The sequence below is a fragment of the Paenibacillus sp. FSL H7-0357 genome (assembly GCF_000758525.1).
Classification (GTDB): Bacteria; Bacillota; Bacilli; order Paenibacillales; family Paenibacillaceae; genus Paenibacillus_AQ.
Genome location: NZ_CP009241.1, coordinates 3,090,035 through 3,112,473, shown reverse-complemented (window position 1 = coordinate 3,112,473; position 22,439 = coordinate 3,090,035). Strand labels below are relative to the sequence as shown.

20 protein-coding genes and 1 riboswitch are annotated in these 22,439 nt (G+C 50.7%); of the genes, 5 read left to right on the top strand and 15 right to left on the bottom strand.

The features are described from left to right. Window positions 1-21 precede the first annotated feature (21 nt). The 4 genes from anfK to nifH all read right to left on the bottom strand — a co-directional run bounded on the left by anfK (window position 22) and on the right by nifH (window position 4,379). Window positions 22-1,410, bottom strand: coding sequence for a Fe-only nitrogenase subunit beta (gene anfK, locus H70357_RS13300; RefSeq protein ID WP_038590019.1), 1,389 nt, complete (start codon window positions 1,408-1,410; stop codon window positions 22-24). Between the two features lie 70 nt (window positions 1,411-1,480). Continuing rightward, window positions 1,481-1,831 carry a Fe-only nitrogenase subunit delta gene (gene anfG / locus H70357_RS13295; RefSeq protein ID WP_038590016.1) on the bottom strand — a complete coding sequence of 117 codons (351 nt, stop codon included), beginning with the start codon at window positions 1,829-1,831 and terminating at the stop codon, window positions 1,481-1,483. 18 nt (window positions 1,832-1,849) lie between these two features. Then, on the bottom strand, window positions 1,850-3,409 hold the full coding sequence (gene anfD / locus H70357_RS13290; RefSeq protein WP_038590013.1) for a nitrogenase iron-iron protein, alpha chain: 1,560 nt from the start codon (window positions 3,407-3,409) through the stop codon (window positions 1,850-1,852). Between the two features lie 142 nt (window positions 3,410-3,551). Continuing rightward, entirely contained in the window at window positions 3,552-4,379 is an 828-nt protein-coding gene (gene nifH, locus H70357_RS13285) for a nitrogenase iron protein (protein ID WP_038590008.1), read from the bottom strand. A gap of 442 nt (window positions 4,380-4,821) precedes the next feature. Between nifH and H70357_RS13280 the strand changes: the two genes are divergently transcribed. Continuing rightward, window positions 4,822-5,055, top strand: a complete 234-nt coding sequence (locus H70357_RS13280; RefSeq protein ID WP_038599442.1) for a ferredoxin — start codon at window positions 4,822-4,824, stop codon at window positions 5,053-5,055. 168 nt (window positions 5,056-5,223) lie between these two features. Here the strand turns inward: H70357_RS13280 and H70357_RS13275 are convergent, their stop codons facing one another. The 6 genes from H70357_RS13275 to H70357_RS13250 form a co-directional block, all read right to left on the bottom strand. Beyond that, window positions 5,224-5,622: a NifB/NifX family molybdenum-iron cluster-binding protein gene (locus tag H70357_RS13275; RefSeq protein ID WP_052092004.1), complete on the bottom strand. Its 399-nt coding sequence runs from the start codon at window positions 5,620-5,622 to the stop codon at window positions 5,224-5,226. Further along, the gene (nifN, locus tag H70357_RS13270) at window positions 5,622-6,938 is read right to left on the bottom strand and encodes a nitrogenase iron-molybdenum cofactor biosynthesis protein NifN (RefSeq protein WP_038590005.1); all 1,317 of its coding nucleotides are present in this window, start codon (window positions 6,936-6,938) and stop codon (window positions 5,622-5,624) included. Before nifN ends, H70357_RS13275 begins: the two co-directional genes overlap by 1 nt. After that, window positions 6,925-8,292, bottom strand: coding sequence for a nitrogenase component 1 (locus H70357_RS13265; protein WP_038590002.1), 1,368 nt, complete (start codon window positions 8,290-8,292; stop codon window positions 6,925-6,927). The genes nifN and H70357_RS13265 overlap by 14 nt, the downstream gene beginning before the upstream one ends. A gap of 459 nt (window positions 8,293-8,751) precedes the next feature. Next, complete coding sequence (locus tag H70357_RS13260) at window positions 8,752-9,186, bottom strand: GNAT family N-acetyltransferase (RefSeq protein ID WP_331281761.1); 435 nt, start codon at window positions 9,184-9,186, stop codon at window positions 8,752-8,754. A gap of 136 nt (window positions 9,187-9,322) precedes the next feature. After that, window positions 9,323-9,898, bottom strand: a complete 576-nt coding sequence (locus H70357_RS13255) for an acyl-CoA-like ligand-binding transcription factor (protein ID WP_081966167.1) — start codon at window positions 9,896-9,898, stop codon at window positions 9,323-9,325. 85 nt (window positions 9,899-9,983) lie between these two features. Continuing rightward, window positions 9,984-12,356 (bottom strand): PEP/pyruvate-binding domain-containing protein, encoded by a 2,373-nt coding sequence (locus H70357_RS13250; protein WP_038589993.1) that lies wholly within the window; start codon window positions 12,354-12,356, stop codon window positions 9,984-9,986. 629 nt (window positions 12,357-12,985) lie between these two features. Between H70357_RS13250 and H70357_RS13245 the strand changes: the two genes are divergently transcribed. After that, a complete protein-coding gene (locus tag H70357_RS13245; protein ID WP_038589990.1) occupies window positions 12,986-13,480 on the top strand; it encodes a MarR family winged helix-turn-helix transcriptional regulator in 495 nt (164 codons plus the stop codon). A gap of 193 nt (window positions 13,481-13,673) precedes the next feature. Here the strand turns inward: H70357_RS13245 and H70357_RS13240 are convergent, their stop codons facing one another. Both H70357_RS13240 and H70357_RS13235 read right to left on the bottom strand, forming a co-directional pair. Continuing rightward, window positions 13,674-14,882: a mannitol-1-phosphate 5-dehydrogenase gene (locus H70357_RS13240; RefSeq protein ID WP_038589987.1), complete on the bottom strand. Its 1,209-nt coding sequence runs from the start codon at window positions 14,880-14,882 to the stop codon at window positions 13,674-13,676. 87 nt (window positions 14,883-14,969) lie between these two features. Then, window positions 14,970-15,650, bottom strand: a complete 681-nt coding sequence (locus tag H70357_RS13235) for an HAD family hydrolase (protein WP_038589984.1) — start codon at window positions 15,648-15,650, stop codon at window positions 14,970-14,972. Between the two features lie 431 nt (window positions 15,651-16,081). Beyond that, window positions 16,082-16,220, top strand: a riboswitch (cyclic di-AMP (ydaO/yuaA leader). 131 nt (window positions 16,221-16,351) lie between these two features. Between H70357_RS13235 and H70357_RS13230 the strand changes: the two genes are divergently transcribed. After that, window positions 16,352-17,488 (top strand): KamA family radical SAM protein, encoded by a 1,137-nt coding sequence (locus tag H70357_RS13230; RefSeq protein ID WP_379145003.1) that lies wholly within the window; start codon window positions 16,352-16,354, stop codon window positions 17,486-17,488. Between the two features lie 58 nt (window positions 17,489-17,546). On the opposite strand, the gene H70357_RS13225 is transcribed toward H70357_RS13230, so the two are convergent. Continuing rightward, on the bottom strand, window positions 17,547-18,620 hold the full coding sequence (locus H70357_RS13225) for a helix-turn-helix transcriptional regulator (RefSeq protein ID WP_038589978.1): 1,074 nt from the start codon (window positions 18,618-18,620) through the stop codon (window positions 17,547-17,549). Window positions 18,621-18,749: 129 nt separating this feature from the next. Here H70357_RS13225 and H70357_RS13220 point away from each other — a divergent pair, with 129 nt between their 5' ends. Both H70357_RS13220 and H70357_RS13215 read left to right on the top strand, forming a co-directional pair. Next, window positions 18,750-19,481, top strand: a complete 732-nt coding sequence (locus H70357_RS13220) for a class I SAM-dependent methyltransferase (RefSeq protein WP_038589975.1) — start codon at window positions 18,750-18,752, stop codon at window positions 19,479-19,481. Beyond that, window positions 19,478-20,599 (top strand): saccharopine dehydrogenase family protein, encoded by a 1,122-nt coding sequence (locus H70357_RS13215; RefSeq protein WP_063848042.1) that lies wholly within the window; start codon window positions 19,478-19,480, stop codon window positions 20,597-20,599. Before H70357_RS13220 ends, H70357_RS13215 begins: the two co-directional genes overlap by 4 nt. 14 nt (window positions 20,600-20,613) lie before the next feature. Here H70357_RS13215 and H70357_RS13210 read toward each other — a convergent pair whose 3' ends face one another. Both H70357_RS13210 and H70357_RS13205 read right to left on the bottom strand, forming a co-directional pair. After that, the gene (locus tag H70357_RS13210; RefSeq protein WP_038589971.1) at window positions 20,614-21,648 is read right to left on the bottom strand and encodes a HAMP domain-containing sensor histidine kinase; all 1,035 of its coding nucleotides are present in this window, start codon (window positions 21,646-21,648) and stop codon (window positions 20,614-20,616) included. Then, window positions 21,645-22,319 (bottom strand): response regulator transcription factor, encoded by a 675-nt coding sequence (locus H70357_RS13205; RefSeq protein ID WP_038589968.1) that lies wholly within the window; start codon window positions 22,317-22,319, stop codon window positions 21,645-21,647. The genes H70357_RS13210 and H70357_RS13205 overlap by 4 nt, the downstream gene beginning before the upstream one ends. Window positions 22,320-22,439: the final 120 nt, after the last annotated feature.

Sequence of the window (22,439 nt, the reverse complement as noted above, 5' to 3'; positions counted from 1 at the left end):
TAGTCCTGGGTAACGCAGGTCCTACCACACACTCAAAATCCATTCCTTGTTCTTCTTGTACTCCATATCAGTGAACAAAGTGTTGGCGATTTCTTCAGCCAGCCGGATCGCACCTGCATATCCAACAGTCGGATGACGGTACAATCCCGCGCGGTCATAGGTTGGGAACCCGACACGCACCATGGGAATATTGTTGTCGATGGCGGTAAAACGGCCCTTGGAGTGGCCCAGGATCAGGTCCAAATCCACATCCTTGTTCTTAATGCGGGTTTCAAGTTCCATCAGGTCGGCGTTCAAGACGATTTCCATATCGAATTCCACGTTTTCCTGCAGCGCCTTTATCCGGGGATCATTCTTATAGGTCGTGTTGTCGTCACCCAGCAGCAGAAGGACGGGTTTCATCTCCAGATCAATACAGAACTCAGCCAGACCGATAACCAGATCGGGATGTCCGTAGATCGCTACCTTCTTGTCGGCGAGGAACATGTGCACAAGATCAGCCAGGGCGTCGATGGCTACCCCGCGTTCACGGACTAAGGATTCCGGAATCGCTTTGCCCGTTAATTGTTTGACATTCTGCAAAAAGGTATCTGTATTGCGGATACCGATCGGAGTAGGTCCGATGACCGTCGGTATATCAAATTCATTCTGGAGATACTTGGCGGCTTTACCGCCTTCGTATTTATTGAGCGCAATGGTACCCAGTGCGTTGGCCGTTCCGGCCAGATCGGCAATCGTCGTATTGCCGTGCGATTCTCCGCTTTTATCCGGCATTATCGGAGAATCAAAGCTTTCTATTTCAAACAGCACCGTCGCATCCACCTGCATTTCGGCCAGCAGGTGCTTGAGTGCCGTCACATCTCCGGGATTAACCCAGCCAGTGATCAGATTAAGCTTGCCGTTCGGCTGGTCCTTTTGGGCAAAATACTTCACAAAAGCTTCCACAGCCACATCATACCCGCTCACCTGGCTGCCCACAAAGCTCGGCGTATGAACCGGTATCAAATGCACCTCGCGGCCGGCATACTTCTCCGCCAAAAGCCCGCTATTAAGCTTCAAAATCACGCCGTCCACATCGTCACCGATGACTTCCGTGGAACAGGTGGTGATGATCGGCACTACCTTAATCTCCGGGTATCGCATAAGCAGGACATCAACTGCTTCTTCCACACGGTTTAATGCGCCGAATACCGCTCCATCCTCATGCACGGAAGACGAGGCGAGTAGAAAGTTATCCTTGAAATGCTGCGAGAACAGCAGGCGGACGAACATTACGCAGCCCTGCCCTCCATGAACGATTCCGATACAATCCTTGATTCCGATACTGGCATACTGCGCGCCTGCAGGCTGGCAAGTGAATATCGGATTAATAACACCGCCGCGTTCCTTTTGAACGATTTCACAAGTCATAGTATTACCCCCTCCGATTATTCATGTGCGCGTCCACCTTGACTGGACCTGTTGTAGAGCTGACGACGAATTAATATTGCTTGACGGTCAACTCTTTGTTCAGCGATCCGGTAATGGTTACATAATCGATCCGTTCCTTCAGCCCTTGCATCAACAGCTTAATTTCCGTTTTGTCCAAAGCCGCAAGCCACGAGAACCGCTTCTTGTACTCTTCCGCCAGAACTACGGCATCTACCCAATAGCAGCGGTCTGCGGGGGTTCCTTTGTCCACGGGTTCATCGCACAGAATCTGCATGGTCTTTGAAAGAACGCCCTCGTTCTGCTTCTCCCTGTCCCAGGTGCGGGAATGAAACTGCCATAAACAATGCTTCAAAATATAATTTTCCAGCTGTGCAACTCTCTCTTTCATCAACTCTTCCATGGGCTCTCCTCCCTATACCTAAACGCCGGCAAGCTGATTTTGCAGATGCGGATAGGTTTTGGTCCGCAGTTTGGATACCGAATCATACCCGCCTGTATATTGTCTTAACGTTACAGAAGACCGGATTTCTTCGCTCAAATTCGCATCAGAGGTCATCCGCTGGGTAGCAAAGCCTTTATCCGTCGGAATCGCATCCTTACTGATATCCAGGGCGGACAGCTGATGAATCGGCGAGTAGATCGCATTATAAATATCGCGGGCAAATCTGACCCAGCCTTCATAGCCTTTGTAAGGACCATTATGATAGGCATGCGCATTGAGATAAGGAACACGTACTTTCTTGGCCACTTCGCCCGGACGTTTACCGGTTAAAATGATGTCGGGCTTAAGCATCTCCAGAGCTTCCAGTCCTTCAAGCTCGTTCGGATCATCTATCGCAAGCGCACCCGTATCACAGCGGGCAATCCCCTTTTCCATGTCGCCCTGATGGCCGAATTTCGTATACATGGAGACAACCTCAAGTCCCATTTCCTCATGAATGACATTCGCCCAGTGCCAGAGCTTGGACCCGCCCGGCCAGAGACATACTTTTTTGCCTTGCAGGCGTTCCTTGTACCAGTCAAGCTCCGGCTTCCATCTGGCAGTTTCCTCATCGATAATCGCCTGTGCCCGGTCCTCTATGCCGAAGAATAATCCGACTTTGCGGAGTGATGCCGACAGCGGCTCAAAGCCAAATCCGTCAATGTCGAGACGCGGTATTCCATATTTCACCCGCAGCTCGTTGCAGATATATTCGGCGGAACGCGCACATTCCAGAACATTGAGGTGCGCTCTATGCATCGCTCTCAGATCATCGTAGGAGCCGTTTCCGGTAAAGGTGGACAGCACCTGAATACCCATGGTTTTGAAATAATCAACCATAACCTCCTGGTCTCCCTGGATGTTGTACTCGCCGACATAATTGATTACATAATCGCTGGTGATTTCAGGTTCCACCGTTCCTACCTTCTGCTTGATCCAGGCGATATTAATGATATGATGGCCTCCGGATTGGCTTGGACCCGCGAACCCGGGAGAATTACAGACGAAGATATCAACTTCAGGCATTTCATCCATGACTTCCTGGGCAACCGCGCCGATGTCATCACCGATTAACGCCGTGGCACAGGTAGAGTAAATCGTCATCCGTTTGATTTCAGGAAAAGCCTTGAACGCTTCAATGATATTTTTCTTGAGCAGCCCTTCCGCTCCGAATACGATATGCTTTTCTTTTACATCCGTCGCAAACGTGTTCTTGATCTGGAAGTTGTCATTATCGCTGATGTAGCGTTTGGTCTGCCAGGTATCATAGGTACAGCCCACCGGACCATGACTTATATGGATAACATCCTTCATCGGCGTGCCGATAACATGCTTGGCTCCGCAGTAGGCACAGCCCCGTTCAGAGATCGTTCCGGGAATAGTGTTGAGATACCCTTCGGGAAGAGCTGACGTCAAATCCTCACCGGGACCTTTGATCACTGCATGCTGTCTCCGTTCAGGGATGCACTCACTGCACTTAAATGTATGATGCGGCATAATCATTCCTCCTAAAAAGTTTTGTGAGCATTTACTTCCTGAGTCACTTCGAACAAAACTGGCTTCGAAAGCATATGCTAAGTTTTATGGAGCATTACTTCCTGTATTTCTTCGCAATAACTCTCGCTTCGCAAGCATCCGCTTAGTCGCCAATTCCGTATTTAACAACCATCGCTTCCAGCTCATCCATACTCAGCGGCTTGGGAATTACGAAGCTCTCATTTTCGAGGATTTTACGTCCCAGCTCTCCATATTCATGCGCCTGATTGCACTCCGCATCATACTCAACAACCGTTTTTTTGTTAAATTCAGCTTTTTGCACAATATTGTCGCGGGGTACAAAGTGAATCATCTGCGTGCCGATGGAAGCAGTGAATTCTTCCAGAAACTCTCTTTCCCGGTCCACATTCCGGCTGTTGCAGATGACACCGCCAAGGCGGACACCGCTTTGCTTAGCATATTTCACCAGACCTTTACAGATATTGTTCGCCGCGTATATAGCCATCATCTCGCCAGATGCCACGATGTACACCTCTTGTGCCTTACCGTCACGGATCGGCATTGCGAATCCACCGCATACTACGTCACCCAGTACATCAAAAAATACAAAGTCCAAATCTTCAGTGTAGGCTCCATTGTTCTCCATCAGATCAATCGCTGTAATAACGCCGCGGCCGGCACAGCCGACTCCCGGTTCAGGACCGCCCGATTCCACGCACTGGATACCCAGATAGCCCTCCTTGACTACCTTCTCGGTGGTGATATTTTCTGCACCGTCATCACGGAGCATATCCATCAAAGTTTTTTGATTCATCCCGCCAAGGATCATCCGGGTGGAGTCAGCCTTTGGGTCACAGCCGTGGATAAATATTTTTTTGTCGTGGAAATAAGCCAATGCCGCCGCTGTATTCTGTTGTGTAGTCGACTTCCCGATTCCGCCCTTACCGTAGATTGCAATCTTTCTCGTCATTTCTCCACACTCCCTTTGAATTAGTCTGAATCTGTTGTTGCTCTGGAATTGACTAGATCATAACAAAATTGAAAAAGCTGTCAACGGCATAGACGAACTATAATCCAGGCATATCTATTATTCATTCGCAAACAGACATTTGTAACCGTTATTTTTCCGATATTACATGACATATATAAAATAAATCCCGAACAAATTCGTAACACACATCTGTAAAAGCGCAATCATTTTCATGACAAGTACACTTTTGTAATATTAGAGTCAGCTTATATGACACATTCGATGAACCTACTGTTAATTCGTCTGTTTTACCGTTGTGATTGGTCATTGAGGGGATGTAAAATGACATGTATAGGAATGTTGTAGTCCTTAGGAGATATGTTATTTGACAGATCTTCAGGTTTATTACGGAGTTCATCAAAAAACAGAGGAGAGAAAAACCATGAGTCAATTTGCCAGTGTCAACCAGGAGGCCTGTATCGCTTGCGGCGCCTGCAACTCCGCAGCTCCTGACATTTTCGATCTGGACTACAGCGGAATTGCCGGAGTGATCTATGAAGGAGACAAGAATCGGGGCATAACAGCCATTGAACAGGATCTGCACGAAGAATTGCAGGAAGCCTTTGACAGCTGTCCAACCCACTGCATCCAGATTGCCGCCATTCCTTTTGCCTAAAGATTCATTTCATGATCGTGCCCTCATAAGCAGAAACGGGTGCCGCCCTTGACAAAGGACAGCACCCGTTTTGTGTTCTGCTATTCGCTCAACCGCCGGTGAAACTCCATCTGTTCGATTGCACAGATGCCGTCACCGACTAAAAAGGGGTCCAGCATACTTTCGCCATCATAATAGATGATCCGCTCGCCCCAGTCCCTGCCCCCGTTTCAAAGCTTTGACCAGCCACAGGGGCGGACGCTCCTTCAGCATCCGCCCTAGTTGTTCAAGCTGCGGGATAATCTCGCTCCCCTGTTCGGACTGCAGGAGGATAATGCCTGCTTTCAAGACTGTTTTAGTGGCATCACCGCCAATCTTCACTACTAATAAAACCGTACAATCCTGAATAAGATCCACCCTCTGCTGGAATTTATCGCATTCCTCCGTCTCCGGCTGCGGGGCCGGAAGCGGCCTTGTCTCCAGCAAGCGGTATCCCTTCTCCCCGAAATCAAAAATGGAAAATGATGTGCACTGCCCGAAATGACAATCCAGAGCTCTGCCCTCGTTGGACGCAAAGGCTATCTTCATCAGCTGATCCTCTCCTTGCTATTCATAATATTAGCGATTTGGTTCAGCAGATCGGCCGTTCCCCGGTAACCAACCGAAACGTTGGCCGGTGACCCAAAGCGGTTAAAGACAGGGAAGCCCAACGGAAAGTACGGAATGCCGCTCTTAAGCGCGGTCTGCTCTCCGTATGAATTGCTCAGCCACAGGTCGGCACCCCCGGCGGCCATCCGCTCCAGATCCTCCAGATCGCCAACCTGCACCGCTTCCGGGATCACAGCCACAGCCGGTGAAGCGGCGGAGATGACCGCGCCGAAGGACTTGATTCCGAGTTCCGAGAGACATTGGTACAGCGCAACCAGATGATCGGGCTCAAGCGCGGCAAGAATCCGTTTCCCTCTAAAGACCGAACGGGTATCCAGCAAGCAATCGAGCAGGAACTGCCGCTGCCAGCGGTATTTATTCTGTCCTTCACTCTGGCTGAACTGCCGGAGGAACAGGAAGAATTCATCACTTTCCCGCAGGCCGGTTACACCGTGAAACATCTGATAAGGGATTTGCAGTTCCTCCTGCAGCAGTCTCGCACAAGGCTCCATCGAGCTGCCGATCGCAACCGTATACGTGCTCGTAAGCATCTCCCGTAAATAATCCAACGGAATGCCTCCCCGGGAGAGTGCAGTATGCCCTGTCATTAAATGCCCGGTGAGCGAGGAGGACAAATCCGGCAGGACGATAACCTCGATGTCAAAAGAAGCTATCATTTCCTTCAGCTCCATCACATCCCCCGGTGTCAGATGAGATCCCGGCAGCAGATTGATTCGGCCCCGCTTCTTCTTCCGTGACAGCCTTCCGCGACTTCGGATGACTTTTTGGATCACGGCAAACACCGTTTTGGCATAACCCGATTCCAGAGAGCCCTCATAGTCGGGGAGGTACAACCCGCACATCAGCTTATCTTTGAACATCTCCTTATGCTGCCTGTAATAAGTTTCAGCGGTTCCCAGTAGATCCTCGCCCACTACCTCTGTCAGGGAGGTGCCTATCAGCGCGACAACATCCGGATGATGCCTCTCCATGACCAGCCGGATCATCTCGCGGATGCCATCCCCACCCCCAAAAATCAAATTCTGCTCATGGATGGCAATGTTCTGCAGCGAAATCGGTTCGCGGAAATGGCGGGATAGCACCGTTTTCACTGATTCCGCGCAGCCCTGCGCACCATGCAGAACCGGTACGGCACGGTAGATCCCTTGTAGCGCAAGCACACCGCCAACCGATTGGCTGGTCTGAAAGGGATTGACAGACAGCGGCTTCGAGGCTGCTCTGTCAGCCTTGTCCATAGCTTTCCACCTCCCACGGTGAACGCCGGCGGATTATTTTCCAGATGGGCTGCTCAAGGGTATCCATTAGACCCTGAGCAAATCTTCTAACTCCATCATAACCGGCATATCCCCCATGCTGCTCTTCATCGATGTTCATAAAAGGAATCCTTTCCTTCAGAGGCACAAACGCATTGCGTCCGCTCACGATCATCAGATCGGCCTTCCGTTCCCGGTACAGCTTAAGAATCCGGGTTTCATCGCTTTGGACGACCAGTAGTGTGTCCTCATGAATCCTCTCTTTGATCCGTGACAGATCCTCCTGTGCATTCTGATTCGTGCCAATGGCGGCGATTTTGATCCCCAGCTCATAGAGCAGCGAGATATAGATCCAGCTTTCGATGCCGTCGGTGAACAGCACAACCTTTTTGCCTTTGAGCGATTTGTAGCGGCGGAGGATTTCCTTATTAAGGCGTTCCTCTTCCCGGCGCATATAGCGGTGCAACTGTTTGTCCAGACCCTCATCCTGAAAGTGGAAGGAGAGCTGCCGCAGGGAGAAGCGGATCTCCCGGGAGCCGCAGAACGAGCCTTCAAAATAAGGAATACCGAAGGAGTCACGCATTTTCCGGGCCAAGGTAACCATCGAGCGGCTGCACACCAGCATATTCAGTTTGGCCTGATGGGCCGAGCGCAGCTCGCTGAACGTACATTCGCCGGCAATGCGCGAGATGACACGGATCCCTATTTTGGATAGCATAGCTTCAATTTCATGTCCTTCTTTGGAGAAATGATGATCACCAATGAGATTAATATCAAAAGGGGTTAATTTTCTGGGGTCTGAATCACAGGTTCCAATGACTTTTTCGAACAGCGCTTCGCCCGCCTGGCGGTTTCCCATATTACCGCTCCCCGTGAGTCCCGAATTATGCAGCGGAATGATAGGTATGCTCCATAGACTCTCGGCTTTGCGGCACACCGTATCCAAATCTTCGGCGGTGAGGATCGTAATGCAGGTGGCATATACGAATATACAGGGAGGACGATAGTGCTCCACGATATAGTTTATAGCTTCAAACAGTTTCTTTTGCCCGCCGAGAATAATATCCATTTCCGTAAGCCCCATGGAAAATCCGAACTTCGACAGCGGCCCTCCCGGCATACCGGCTTCCAGCATGCTCCAACTGTTCTGAAGACAGCCGGATGTTCCGTGTACCAGGTGCGCGGCATCAGAGATAGGAAGCAGAACAGCCTGGGAGCCTTGAAATACACAACCCTTTGTGATCTCGCCAGGGCTCGGTGCGGCACAGCCTTTAGCAAACTGGCGGTTGTGCTCACAATCAGGCTCAATGTACAGATTCGGGATACCTTTGGGCATTGAACACCCCTCCTTCTTCTATTTTGCCTGCATAAAATAGTTGAGGTAACGCGTGCTTTCCAGCAGTTGCTGGTCAATATTCCAAATTTATTTATTTATATTACTTTTATTCTAAATATAGTTCAATCTCAAAACGCGCACTCAGGCACATTGTCATTGTGCATGTTATAATTTGTGACAAACATATTACATTAAGCGTTTCCAAACAGGTTTTGTTTAGGTTTTCCGCGTGATCCCGGCAGCAGATTGCATATGTTTCTTGACATATTTCTCGAGAAATCCATACATTCACTGCGTTAAGCACACCTCAGATATTGTCCCTTCTGTGAACAAACGCCGATAACCCGCTCTACGATCCTTAATCAAATGCAAAAAAACTTCTGTGTGATCCGCTCTTAAAGAGCACAAATCACAAGAAGGTTAACCTGCAGCAACAACTAGCACTCAATCAAATTGAATCTACATCTCCAGCAACAAGAACATCATTTCGTGTTCTCCATTGTTATTTACGAACTCCCCTGCCGGCTTAAAGCCAAGACCGGTATACAAAGCAATGGCCCGCTGATTAAACGCGGCCACGCTTAATCTGAATCGCTCAGGACCGTACATCCGCCGGGCAAATTCCATACCGGACTCCAGAAAATCGCGCCCTTTGCCTCGTCCGGTGAGTTCCGGCTTTAAGCCAAGACCGATATCGAGCGCTCTGTCACCTATGTATAAACCCTCACGGATTCCACCGGGAACCTGCGCGTAGCGCCCGTAACAGAAAAACCCGGCCAGTTCATTCTCAGGGCTGATCACAGCATAATAGGAGCCGTCCAGCAGTTCCTGAATGTCTTCAGGATCGTCAGACAGATTGTACATCGCATACGGCGCTTCATATCTCCATTCCAAATGGTTTACGGTACAGAAATAAACCGGCGGGTCAATAGCTAATTTGAAAACATAAACAGCCCTCCGGCAAACCGAAAGGCTTGGTGAAACCCTACTTCTCCATAAAAAGAAAGTACCTCTAAAAAGAATTAGTTGCTTACAACGGCAGTCCGTCCTCCAGCTTGCTCAGCGCTTCATCCAGCACTGCCGCGAAATCCTCTTCCGGGTGTTCTGCATAATGGAGCATGACCGAGATGTTCACACCGATGACCGCTCCCGCAAAAGTGCGAACTGCGAGATCATTCGGCTGACGGCCAACACGCCCCGCTACCATCTCCGCAATCAGCTGCATCATTTGCGTCATGCTGTTCATCATCGCTGACCACAGCTCGGGAATCGCAATCACAAGCTGATTCCGTTCGCGCATCGTAGCCAGCTCATCTTCAGACATATCAATCACCTCGGACATCATGGCGTTTTTGAGCGCCTGGAGCGGACTAAGTTCGGGCGGCTGTGCCTCAAAGGCAGACACGAGCAGAGGATCATAATTATCACGGGTCAGCACATCCTCCTTGCTTGAGAAGTAGCGAAAAAAAGTGCTGTAGGAAATTTCAGCAGCTTCGGCAATCTGTTCCACAGTGGTTGACTTATAGCCTTGCTCACGGAACAGCCGCAGGGCATGCCGTTGAACCTCTGCCATGGACTTCGCCTTTTTACGTTCACGCAATCCCATGTTTCGTTTCCCGCCTGTAGGCATAGTACACACATCCTGTCCTGTTAAAATTAACTTGTAATGAATTTTCCCATATTTCCATATGTCAGTTCACAATAAGTTCTACTACTCCCTGTCCCCCGTCCACAATAACACGGTCGCCGGTCTTCAACCTTGCTGTCGCGCTGCCGCAGCCAACAACAGCAGGGATACCCAATTCTCTGGCTACGATAGCCGCGTGCGACAACGGCGCACCGATATCGGTTATAATGGCCGCAGCTCTCGGAAACAGCGGTGTCCAGCCCACATTGATCGTCGAAGCGACCAAAATTTCACCGGCTTGAAACTGCTCTCCCTCTTCCGGTTTGGCCAGTACACGCACCCGCCCTTCAATCCTACCTGCGGCACCGGCAGAACCCTTCAGCCTTTCGGCATGAGGGTGTTCAGATAAGGGGACCGGTTGGGAAGCATCGTAGTAATCCAGCCGCCGGTGCGGATCCTTCGCCCACTTGAACGGTTCGAAACGTCCCCGGAGCATCGAGGGCAGCGGCGGCAATGACTGATACCTTGCATACGTTTGCTTACGTGCAGAAAAATATTGTACAGCAGTCAGATTGCCTGTGGCAAGCCAATCCATAATCTCATCCAGATAAAGAAAAAAGACATCCTCTCCAATTCCCGCAAGCTCACCCGCTTTAAGCGCAAATGCGCGGTTCACCCGCATCGTTCGGGTCCATTCGGAACGTACGGCTTCCCGCAGGCGCGGGCCCTCCGAGGCTTCCTCTATCCGCCGGGCAATCCGCTTGGCCTTTGCCGGGAACTGCTGTTCGAACGCCTTCAAGGCTTCTCTGCTCCGGACCCGCTGTCTCTGCAGGATGTCCTCCACGTCCATAGGGGCCTTGCGGAACTCAGCGATCTGCTTGTCCAGCCACGCGTCATCTTCTCCCGGGTCAGGGTACGATAATTCCATTTCATTCGGTCCCCGGTGGCCATACTTCACAAGGTATTCCTTCCGGCTCATTTCTCCCTTTATTACTCTGGATATTCCGATCAGCGGTCCCAGGCTTTCCAGCTGGGCGGCTTCTCCGGCGTTGGACAGCAGCATATTGGCCTTTTCTTCTCCGACTGCCTCGCTGAGCTGCTTATGCAGCTTCTCAAACTTCTGCATTTGGGCAGAGGGCGCTTCCAGCGCCGACCACAGCGCCGTGACATTCTGCGGCCACAGCTCCTGCTTCCAGAGCGACAGCAGTTCCTTGCGGGTTGTTGCGGCTTGGAGTCTGGTTGTCAGCCGTCTGCACCACTCCGGTGAATCTTCCAGGAACTGCGGAAGGGTTCTAACGGTCTTACGAGTTTGTTTCATACTGTGCATCATCTTGGGAAGCACTGTCTTGAGGAGCTCCCGTTTGGTAAATGGATATACCGGCAGAGCCATGCCTTCAGGAAGCTCTCCAAACACCCGGCTCATTTTCTTCCATATCGACTTGGTGTTCAGTCCAAATGCCGAGAACATTGATACCGAAAGACTAACATTAGTGTACACCCTTCCGCAAATATTGCCGGACATTACATAATGCCCCGGAATAATATTGTACTCTTCATCCAAGGAGCGCAGGATAGACCAGGTCAGAGGTGTTAAGACACCAGAGATGGATTCGCCCACATTGGTATTGGTCCAGAGAAAATCACCGGCCAGCGAGTCGTTGATCTCGAAGGTATTGCGGTTTCCCGGGTTCAAGGTCGTAACCGGTCTCGTCTGCAGGAGGTAGACCCGCCCCTTTGCGACCGCCCACTCGATATCTTGGGGAGCTCCCAGCTCCTTCTCCAGCCGGCATGCGTACCGGTATAACTTGGCTGCATACCGCTTGAAATCATCCGGGCCTTCATATCTGCCCCGGTTCCTTGCCAGTGTGAAGGAATAAGCGTTGCTCTCCCCTGAAACTAACTGTTCTCCCAGCCCATAGACATAATTCCCCGGCAGAACCGTGCGGCTGCCTGTAATGGGGTCGGCGGTGAACAGGACTCCGGAGATTTCCGAGTGAATCATCAGCTGCACGACAATGGCAACCTTATGGGAGGAGTCCATGTCCTGCATGGAGCTGTAAACTTGAACCCGTTCGCTATCCTTTGATTGATAGACCGTGTACATAGCTTCGCGAATCTGTTCGTCTGTCTCCACGTTCAGCACCGTTTCGAATTCTCCGGCAAATGATGCCTCAGCGGAATCTTCACTTAAGCCCGAAGATCTGACTGCAAATCGTGCATTTCTATGTGACATGCGGATTTTCCGCAACCTGGCTGCACTTTCAGTCCAAGCCTCTTCCTTTAATTTATCGCCTTCAAAGGCCGAAGGAAAGACAACAAATCCCTCCGGCACAGGATATCCCGCCTGAAGCATTCTGGAGAGCATCGCTCCCTTACCTCCTGCTTCGACGTATTGCTCCGGGCTTAGCTCGGCGAATCCTCGGATCATCTGTCCCATATTCAATTGCTCCCTTTGATATATTCGAAACTTTATTTAATTTGATACTTAGTTTCTTTTAATACTTTATTCCATTATTGTATTAACCGTCAAGCTTTAATCCATCAATATATTGAACTTATAATTCTTCTATTTTGGGATTGGCCGTGACTACAGAGAATGTTTGGACTTCCGGCCGCTGCCCTTCTCCCGATTTCTTGATTTATACCGCTACTTGCGGTTGAAATCCGGAGACAAAGGCGGTCGCTATCGCTCCTACAGTTCCAAAATCCCCCTCCGTCACTTATCCCTAAATGTAATTCTCAAGTTCAATCTATTTAGGTAGTTCTTCAGTTCAACTGATATAGTTGATTAATTTCACCAAACAAAAAGAGACGTCCCATTAGCCATGAAATGGCTGCTTGGGACACCCCTCGTTTGGTGAACAGGATAGACATGAGCACTTGGTGCGAATGGTCCGCGACCAGACCGTTGTTCCAATCACTGTGGTCCACACTATTTTGAACTTGTTTTGCAAAATATCAATGGTTTCGATAAAATAAAATTAATTTATTACATGCCATCAAATATTTTAAGATTGTAATATCTGGCCCATCGAGATATTAACATTCCAGAAGGAGGGTTGTCTTATGTCAAGTCATGAACAAGATCAACCTACGGAACTGCAGGAACAACTCACCCTACTCATGCGTGGACTGGGAACCCGAACGGTAATCTATCAGCAGAACGTGGCCGCTTCCCTCGGGTTATACAATAATGATTTTTTATCCGTAGATATCCTGCGTGAGAAAGGTCCCATTACGGCCGGGGAACTGTCCAAACTGACCGGGCTGACTACCGGCAGCGTTACCGCATTAATTGACCGGCTTGAAAAAAGCGGGTATGTCCGCAGGCAAAATGATCCCAATGACCGCCGCAAAGTGATTATTGTCCCGTTGTATGAGAATAAGGAAGAGGTAAGCAGCACCTACCTCAAGCTTCACTCGGAAATGCTGAACCTTGCTTCCTCGTATACGGCAGAAGAGCTTGAACTCATCACACAATTTTTGGGCAAGGCAAGTACGGTTCTGGAAGACCAGATTTATCGGCTTAGCTCTGCTACACTCAGCAAGCCCTCTTCCTGAATCCTCTGCTGCCACAAGCGGAAACGGCTTCGCCGTACTCAAAAGGACGATATCCAGCAGTCGAATGGCCCCGGGATATCGTCCTTTTTTCACATGCGGGATTGCTGTAAAAGCCATCTTTGCTTATTAAAACGGCAGGCCGGCATAAGCATTATGACTCGGACTGCCGTTGATATGCGAATTTCTGGACAGCTTAGCCGCGAAGAATTTGAACCATGGATTCAAAGCCGCTGCTGGCCATATGAGGATGTCTCAAGCAGGCTCTCCGGTATGTCTTGAGGATTTCGCCGTGAAGCGGATGTTCGGCTGGAACCCCTAACCGGGCGGCAAGCACTGCGCTTAAACCGGCAGTCCGAATTTCTTCCTGAAGAAGCACGGCTTCCCGATCATTTGGGTCGCCATAGAGAAGTGCGGAAGTAATGGCCGACACCAGATACGAGGTCTCTAGACCAAGCTCATGGGCAAGCATAGCAGGCCGGAGCAGCCGGTCATTTGGTGAAAGCTTGCGAAGCGGGGAACGTGCTACGCGCGATATTTTATCGTTGAAGTTCGGGTTGATGAACCGGTCCATGATCTTATGGATATATCTGTCGTGCGCCGCAGGATCAAAACCGTATAAATGGACCAGCAACGCGCCGGTCTCCTGCAGCACTCCACGGACACGGTCTTTAATTCCGGGGTCGGACATCGCCTCCTGAATGCTGGAGCAGCCCTCCAGGTAACCGAAATACGCTGCGCTGCAATGCCCGGTATTCACCGTAAACAGCTTCCGTTCAAGATAGGAATCGAGGGAGTCTACATAATGGACGCCTTTGATTTCCGTATAATCAGCGATTAACTCGCTGCGGGGAATGACCCATTCACTGAACGGCTCCACTACGATTTCCAGCGGATCTTTATGCGTCTGTACAGGAACGATGCGATCCACCATAACATCGGGGAAGGCGACACAGCGGTCTGCACGCCCCTTTAAAGGCTGCTTTAAATGGCGGTAAACCAGATTTTTAAGCTTTTGGCTGCTTCCCACGCCATTCTCGCAGGCAATAATATGAAGCGGCTTCGGATAGGGGTTGCTGTTTAGCCTGTTCTCGATACCCTGCGCGATGGCTCCGGCAATGTCTTTCAGCGCTGTTAGCCCGACCGCTGTCGTCACGATCTCAGCCTCTGCAACAGCTTGAGCCACCTGTTTCTGATCATTCAGATGAAGGGCAGTTACATTCTCCACAATAAAGCGGTCCCGCTCATCATTGGCAAGGGTAACGGGATAGCGCCCCCGTTCCTGCAGCTGAGCGATTTTCAGCTTATTTCTTCCGACAAAACAAACCTCATAACCGGAGTCTGACAGCACTGGACCGATAAATCCCCGGCCAATATTGCCCGCTCCAAAATGTACGGCTCTCAAATCGGTGTCCCCCTTTAGTAAATTCAACTCTATAAAATTTCACGAATCATAGTTGTTATACGCAGAAAATTAGTACACCGTAGTGATTTATACCTGCACATCAGAGATTTCGAAGCAGCTCCGGGAAATCACGTGATCGAAGTCAAGAAGACTTAGGCTTTCGGTCTGGTGATGCGGCATATCAAATTCAAGAAAACGGGTAATGGCATTCGGGATCACCACACAGAACATTCCGGCTGCAGTCGCAGCTCTTGCGCCGTTTGGCGAATCCTCAATAGCGACTGCCTCATGTGGTTTAATGTCAAGAGAGGACATGACCTGGTTATACAACTCCGGATCAGGCTTCACCTTCTCCACATGATCGGAGGTGCGGATGCTCTCGAAATAATCGCGTATGCCCAGCAGCTCCAAATGCCGTTCCACCCAGTCCATAGAGGAGCTGGAAGCAAGGCCAATCCGCAGTCCGGCGTCCTGGGCAGCATCCAGATATTGCTGAATTCCCGGCCGCATCTGTTCGAGCTCCATCAGCTTGCTGTGCCTCTGCTGGACCGCTGTTCTGAATGCCATCCGGTCGATAGGCAGCTTAAGGTCAGTCATCAAATATTCGTAGGGATTAAAACTGTTAAGGCTGGTGCCTATGCAAGTAGAATACTGTTCCAGCGACAGGTCTACCCCATGCTCTCCATAGGCTTCGCTAAAAGCGGTGTACCAAGCTGTTTCCGTGTCGATAATCGTTCCGTCAAAATCAAATATAATCCCTTTGATCAAATCAACCATCTCCCTCACAGTAGTCCGGTAAGCTAAGCTCACACAAAAGCGTGCAATCCGCTTCCAAAAATGCTTCCGGCTGGCGTATGTCTGTAAAAACCATAACAAAGGTTTTCTGGCCGCGTCAACCGGGGCAGCTTATCTTCCATCATATGAGGGCGGTTACAATTGCACAAAAACGAAACTGGGGACAAGCCTAAAAAAAGCGTTTTCCCGGTCGCTCCTGTTTGCACCAAAAAAAACAAAAAAACCTTTCTGTACAAAGGATTTCGCGTTTCTATGCCTTGCGGCCGGGACTCTGCGTATGAAGCATTTCAAAACGACCGGCAATCCCACAACAAAAAAAATTTCTACTCTGCTGATTTGGCTTGGCCCCGTATGCCTTGCCGCGGGCAAGTTTAGCTTTGACTTTTCAAAACTTCCCGGGTTATACTTTACCTACGCTTAATTTCCAGCCTTTGGGCAGGAAAGCGGGGGAACCAGTCTTTTGGGGCGAATCATTCACAGAATGTAGGGTACCATCTTACCCGAGTCCGTCAGCTAACCTCGTCAGTAGTGGATGGGTCTGCTTTTTTAGGTATATTCATAACCAGAGACCCTTGCTAAGGGTCTCTTTTTTGTATTCTAATGACCCTGCTGGCAGCAGTTTGGCTATCGACCTCAAGGCTCCCTTACTTCTCACACTATGAGACCAAGGAGAGATGCAAGTGCAAAAGGTAAGGTACATAACGGATATCAACAAGGTTGCCATGCTGTCTGAAACGGAAAAAGAAAAGCTGAAGGAGATCACCGGCAAATTTGCCTTTCGGGTCAATGACTATTATCTGTCGCTGATCGACTGGGATGACCCGGGTGATCCGATCCGCAGGCTCGTCATTCCAAGTGAAGGTGAACTTGCGGAGTACGGCTGCTGGGATGCATCCGATGAGGGAATGAATTATGTAGTGCCGGGATGTCAGCACAAATACAGAACAACGGCCCTTCTGATTGTCTCCGAGGTGTGTGGAGCTTACTGCCGCTACTGCTTCCGCAAGCGCCTGTTCCGCAATGATGTGAAGGAAGCACAAACCGATGTGGCTCCTGGGCTGGAATACATCAGGAATCATCCTGAGATCAATAATGTGCTGCTTACCGGCGGAGACAGCCTGATTCTCTCTACCTCCAAGCTGCGCTTCATCATCGAAAGCCTGAGATCCATTGACCATGTGAAGATTATCCGGCTGGGCTCCAAAATTCCCGTATTTAATCCCATGCGCATTTATCAGGACGAAGAACTGCTGGAACTAATCCGTACCTATTCATCGGAGGACAAACGCATTTACGTCATGGCGCATATTAATCATCCCCGGGAAATTACGCCCGAAGCCAAACAAGCATTCAGAGCACTTCATAATGCCGGGGCAATCGTAGTTAATCAAACACCGGTGCTGAAAGGCATCAACGATGATCCGGCGGTACTCGGAGAACTGCTCGACCGGCTGTCCTGGGCCGGAGTCACTCCCTATTATTTCTTCGTGAACCGGCCCATTGCCGGCAACCGCGAGTTCGTTCTGCCGCTGGAGCGTGTCTACAACATTGTTGAGGAAGCCAAGGCCAGAACCTCAGGTCTGGGTAAAAGAGTCCGTCTATCCATGAGCCACTCCTCCGGCAAAATCGAGATACTGGCGATTGAAGACGGCAAGGCCTATCTGAAATACCATCAGTCCAGAGCGCAGGAGTACGGCAAATTTATGATCCTGGAATGTCCACCGGATGCGGAATGGTTCGATGATCTTCCCGGCAGCGAGAAGCACTGGACCCATCCTGCTTTCACTTCCCAGATCCCGCAGCTCCTATAAAAGCCAGCACAGTCCCCTTGTATCAGCATCGGGACTGTTTGTTTAGCGTGCTTACCGGCTATTCCATCCCCTGTGAGAACAGCTTGCTGATGAGCGCTCTCCGGCTGGATACGCCGGTCTTGGAGAAGATCGATTTCAGGTGATCCTGTACGGTGTACGCAGAAATATGCAGCGACTCCGCCAGCTCCTTGGTAGATAATCCGCGGGAGAGCATTTCGGCCAGCTGCTTCTCCCTGGCGGTCAGCTGGCAGGCATCGGCCAGCAGCCGGAAGATCTCCGAGGACTTGGCATAGACAAAGGCAACGGCCAGCTCCGTCTTCCCGCCGCTTCCTTCAAGCCTGCTGGCCGTAACTGTCAAGTAAGCCCCATCCTCGACACGCAGGCATAATTTCGCCTTGGAAGGCAAGCCTCCTGGTTCCGTATTCTCGCCAAGTGCCCTCAGGCATACGGCATTGACCGGCCGGGGAAGAACTCCGTGATCCAACCGTTCCAGCTGTTGCAGACGGTTCATCCAATATTGGGCCGCACTATTCGCGCTGACCGGAAGCAGCTGGTCCGTCAGAATCATGATTCCACTGTCCTCCGGTGCGGTATCCATCCGTCCCAGAGGGGGCTCGGAGGCATAGCTGCGGAGTGCGCCGGCAATCAGCGGAACAACAGATGATATCACCGCACACTCCCGCTCCTGAAAAGGAGGTTCGTGCTGCGACCGGAACAAGGTTAAGAACCCCCAGCAGCCACCGCCTTCAACCAGCGCAGCCCGGAGCTCGTCTCCCAGGCCCGCAGGCTGGAGTACGTTGCGGTAACGTTCACTCCGCCCGGGCTGCCCTTCCGTTACACCACTTAAACAGGCGACCGGCACTGCCGCTGCGGCCAACTGCTCATACTTCATATAATCCTCATGCAGATATTCATATTCAAACAACTGCGGGTGCAGATCCTCAAGACCCTGCTCTGTGATCGCCCCGGTGGACAGCAGCGTATGCGGGTCCACGGTAGTGCAGCAGGCAGCGGTAAACGGAATGTACTGCCGCAGCTTGGAGATTACCGCCTCCCTGTATTGCGGAGATGTCATTCTCATCTCCTGCCGGTTGATTTCCAGCATCCTCAAGCCTTTTAGAACCTCGCTCATCCTGATGTCCTTTCCAAATCCCACATATGTGGGATAGCCTATTCCGTGTTTAATCCTGATAATTAGTAATAATTCTTATTATATATCAGGAGAACTCACATTCAAGCTATAGAGACAGGAGCAGATATCATGCAAGAGAAACATTTACATCATGCCAGAGACTGGGAGCATCCCGATGTTCAGCATTACGAGACAACAATCGCTGCAAAAATACCGGGGTATCCTCTGCTCTATGACATCATGGAGCAATTGCTGAGTGCACACCTCGGCGGCGAAACTCCGGCAGACCTGCTGATTGTCGGGGCCGGAGGCGGACAAGAATTGATAACCCTCGGCGCTCAGCATGAGCACTGGCGGCTCACTGGCATTGATCTGTCAACGGCGATGCTTGAGCTTGCCCGGCAGCGGATGCAGCGCACGGAGCTGGCCGCTGAAATCACTCTCCAGCAAAGCACGGTTGATGAACTGGACAAGAACAAGCTGTTTGACGCCGCCACATGCATGCTGGTGCTTCACTTTGTCAAGGAAACCGGACAGAAGCAGCGGATGCTGGAAGAAATCCATAGCCGGCTTAAGGAGGGGGCGATACTGGTTGTGGCAACCTTAAGCGGGGACGTCCGTTCTATCCCCGGGTCCTTGCCGCTAAAGGCATGGAAAAAACACATGCTGGCAGGCGGGATATCCGGGCAGGAATGCGAATGGTTCGAGCATTCCATCGGTGAAACCTCCTTCCCCATTCCGGAACATGAACTTCTAGCGTTGCTCGCAAGCAGCGGGTTCTCCGGTGTCACACGCTTCTTCAGCTCCTATCTGATTGATGGCTGGTTCGCTGTGAAGCAAGGAAAAGAGGTTGCGAAATGAAAACAGACATAGTGGTTGTCGGCGGGTATGGCCATGTCGGCGCAGAAATTTGCCGGCTTCTGGGAGAACGGCATCCTGGAGTGGTATATGCGGCGGGACGAAGCCTCGAACGTGCGGAACAATTCTGCAGGACGACAGACGGCAAAGTGAAGCCGCTGCGGCTTAGTGTGGGAGAAGCGATAGATGGAGAACTGCTGAAGCGGACCAAGCTGGTGGTCATGTGCCTGGATCAGCAGGATACCGCGTTTGCGGAGGCTTGCCTGCGCAGCGGAACCCATTATGTCGATGTGTCGGCAAATGGGGAATACTTCCGGCTGCTTCAGAGCCTGGGAGACACAGCAGCCGGGCTCAAGGGTACAGCTGTTCTAAGCGTGGGGCTTGCTCCCGGCTTAACCAATCTGCTATCCCTCAAAGCGGTGAATGAACTGGATACACGTGAGCGCATCGACATCTCCATCATGCTGGGTCTGGGCGACAGTCACGGCCAAGCTGCCCTGGAATGGACGGTTGATAGTCTCGGCTCTGCCTTTGAGCGTGTGGAGCAAGGACACAAGGTTGCCGCAAGAAGCTTCACGGAACGCAAGCAGGTGAATTTCGGAGGTACGCCGGGAACGCGCAAGACCTACCTTTTCCCTTTTTCCGATCAGCAGATCCTGCCCTATACCTTGAAAGTCCCTTCTGTCGCTACACGTTTATGCTTTGATTCCCGGGTGGCCACCTCCGGCATCGCTTTTATGCGGAAAATCGGCTTAACCGCCCTCTTCCGCAACAAAGTCATCCGCAAGCTCACGGTCCAGGCTTTCGGCAAACTTCGGCTGGGTTCAGAACAATATGCTGTCAAAGTTGATGCTTATGGTGTTCGGAGCGGTAAAGCTGTTGTCATGGAAGCCGGTATCGAAGGAATGCGGGAATCCGCAATCACTGCCAGAGTGGCCGCCGGGGTTGCCCTGAGTGTATATGAGGAAACCCATCCGGCGGGAATACATCATATTGAGCAGCTGTTCAAGCTTAAGTCAAGCGGTACGCAGCTCTCCTTGAGTTCAGCAGCCGGGGCCTCCGGCAGAGCCGATTATCCCCTTGACGGGCTTACCTTCTGGTCCGGTGTCCGCTCGCAGTAAGAGGTTCCCGATCTTTATCCTCTTGGCAATTCAATGAGGAATGTCGAGCCCTGGCCCGGCTTGCTGCTCACAACAATCCGTCCCCCGCACAGGTCGACAATCCGTTTGGCCAAAGGCAGTCCGAGCCCGTTCCCGTAAGAAGCCCGCGCTTTATCGCCCTGGTAGAACTTTTCAAAGATATGCCGCTGCACCTCCGGGGTCATGCCGATTCCGGTATCGGTAATTTCAACACTCACGTTCTGGGGGGATTCGGTCAAGGTGACGGACAGGTTCCCGTATTCTCTTGAGAATTTTACCGCATTCCCCAGAATGTTAATCCATACCTGCATCAGCAGCTCTTCGCTGCCGTAGAAGCCAGTCTCCGCCAACTGAATCTCCAGATCCAGCTGTTTGCCGCTCCACTGCGGCTCCAGGAGAAGAAGCGCCTGGCGGATCTGCTCATCCAGACTGAACTCTGTTTTTTCAATGATGATTTCCTGGTTCTCCAGCTTCGACAGCTTCAGAATATTGTTGGTCAGCATGGATAATTGCCTCGTGCTGCTAATGATCTTGCCCGCGTATTCCTCTCTTTCCTCGGCTGGAAGATCCGAATTCTGCAACAGTGCAGCATAGCCCTCAATGGCTGTGATAGGCGTCTTGAATTCATGGGATACATTCGTGACAAAATCGGTCCTTAGTGTTTCAATCCCTTGGAGCTCTTGAACCATCTTATTGAAATCCTTGGCCATCTCCCGGAATTCTTCAATCTTAATATTCTCATACAACTGAACATTAAAGTTGCCTTTGGCGACTTCCTTGGTTGCTTCTCTCAGTCTGCTGATGGGAAGCAATATTTTTTGCCCGATGACGGCAGTGATAAGCGTTCCAGTAAGGATCCCTGTAAGCAGTACCGCTGCCAGAAATCCGAAGGCGTGGAATTGGCCCGGCTCGATGATTGTGAATCTCTTTATAACGAATATAATAGTCATCATAAAGACCGCAGAAGACAGCATGATCATAAATACCAGCATCACAAAGGCAAACCATAAATTGCTGAACCTCTTTTTCATATATGCTTCACCGCCTTATACCCGAGTCCCCGGACCGTTACAATCTCAAACTCCGTATATTCCCTGAAACGTTCCCGCAGCCGGTTGATATGAACATCCACTGTCCGGGCATCCGTCTCCGTATCCATCCCCCAGATTTCATCCATCAGCTGCTGCCTGGTAAATATTTTGTTTGGATAAGCAATCAGCTTATATAGCAGGAAAAATTCTTTCTGCGGGAGAACCGTATTATCCCCATCCCTGTAGACCGTTACAGAATCATAATCGAGGGTCACCCCGCCCACAGTCAGCTTGCGTTCATTAACAATCTGCGCCCGGCGCAGCAAAGCCCCCACCCGCAGTACCATCTCATTGATATCAACCGGCTTCACCATATAATCGTCTGTGCCGACAAGGAACCCTTTCTGCTTGTCCTGAAAGCTGTCTTTTGCCGTAATGATCAGCACAGGCAGATTGTTATTGGATTGCCTCAGATGCTCAATCAGCTCGTAACCGTCCACTTGCGGCATCATAATATCAGAAATAATCAAATCAATATATTCCGCTTCCAAAATATCCAGCGCACTCTGACCATCCTCTGCTGCAAGCACCCTGTAGCCATGTTTCCCAAGCACCGTACAGATCAGCTGGCGCAACGTCTCATTATCTTCCACAACAAGTATAGTAATCATGAAATCACCTGCATTCTTTAGCCTTTGAATAAATTATAGTCTTTCCCTGTAGCCGGAAGCCAGTTGATGTTCAGTTCATATTCGTATGATATGCTGTCAGCAATCATCAAGCTATATATG

Coding starts and splice junctions, on each gene's coding strand:
- anfK (WP_038590019.1), bottom strand. CDS start 1,410: ATGACTTGTGAAATCGTTCAAAAGGAACGCGGCGGTGTTATTAATCCG.
- anfG (WP_038590016.1), bottom strand. CDS start 1,831: ATGGAAGAGTTGATGAAAGAGAGAGTTGCACAGCTGGAAAATTATATT.
- anfD (WP_038590013.1), bottom strand. CDS start 3,409: ATGCCGCATCATACATTTAAGTGCAGTGAGTGCATCCCTGAACGGAGA.
- nifH (WP_038590008.1), bottom strand. CDS start 4,379: ATGACGAGAAAGATTGCAATCTACGGTAAGGGCGGAATCGGGAAGTCG.
- H70357_RS13280 (WP_038599442.1), top strand. CDS start 4,822: ATGAGTCAATTTGCCAGTGTCAACCAGGAGGCCTGTATCGCTTGCGGC.
- H70357_RS13275 (WP_052092004.1), bottom strand. CDS start 5,622: ATGAAGATAGCCTTTGCGTCCAACGAGGGCAGAGCTCTGGATTGTCAT.
- nifN (WP_038590005.1), bottom strand. CDS start 6,938: ATGGACAAGGCTGACAGAGCAGCCTCGAAGCCGCTGTCTGTCAATCCC.
- H70357_RS13265 (WP_038590002.1), bottom strand. CDS start 8,292: ATGCCCAAAGGTATCCCGAATCTGTACATTGAGCCTGATTGTGAGCAC.
- H70357_RS13255 (WP_081966167.1), bottom strand. CDS start 9,898: ATGGGATTGCGTGAACGTAAAAAGGCGAAGTCCATGGCAGAGGTTCAA.
- H70357_RS13250 (WP_038589993.1), bottom strand. CDS start 12,356: ATGGGACAGATGATCCGAGGATTCGCCGAGCTAAGCCCGGAGCAATAC.
- H70357_RS13245 (WP_038589990.1), top strand. CDS start 12,986: ATGTCAAGTCATGAACAAGATCAACCTACGGAACTGCAGGAACAACTC.
- H70357_RS13230 (WP_379145003.1), top strand. CDS start 16,352: ATGCAAGTGCAAAAGGTAAGGTACATAACGGATATCAACAAGGTTGCC.
- H70357_RS13225 (WP_038589978.1), bottom strand. CDS start 18,620: ATGAGCGAGGTTCTAAAAGGCTTGAGGATGCTGGAAATCAACCGGCAG.
- H70357_RS13220 (WP_038589975.1), top strand. CDS start 18,750: ATGCAAGAGAAACATTTACATCATGCCAGAGACTGGGAGCATCCCGAT.
- H70357_RS13215 (WP_063848042.1), top strand. CDS start 19,478: ATGAAAACAGACATAGTGGTTGTCGGCGGGTATGGCCATGTCGGCGCA.
- H70357_RS13210 (WP_038589971.1), bottom strand. CDS start 21,648: ATGAAAAAGAGGTTCAGCAATTTATGGTTTGCCTTTGTGATGCTGGTA.
- H70357_RS13205 (WP_038589968.1), bottom strand. CDS start 22,319: ATGATTACTATACTTGTTGTGGAAGATAATGAGACGTTGCGCCAGCTG.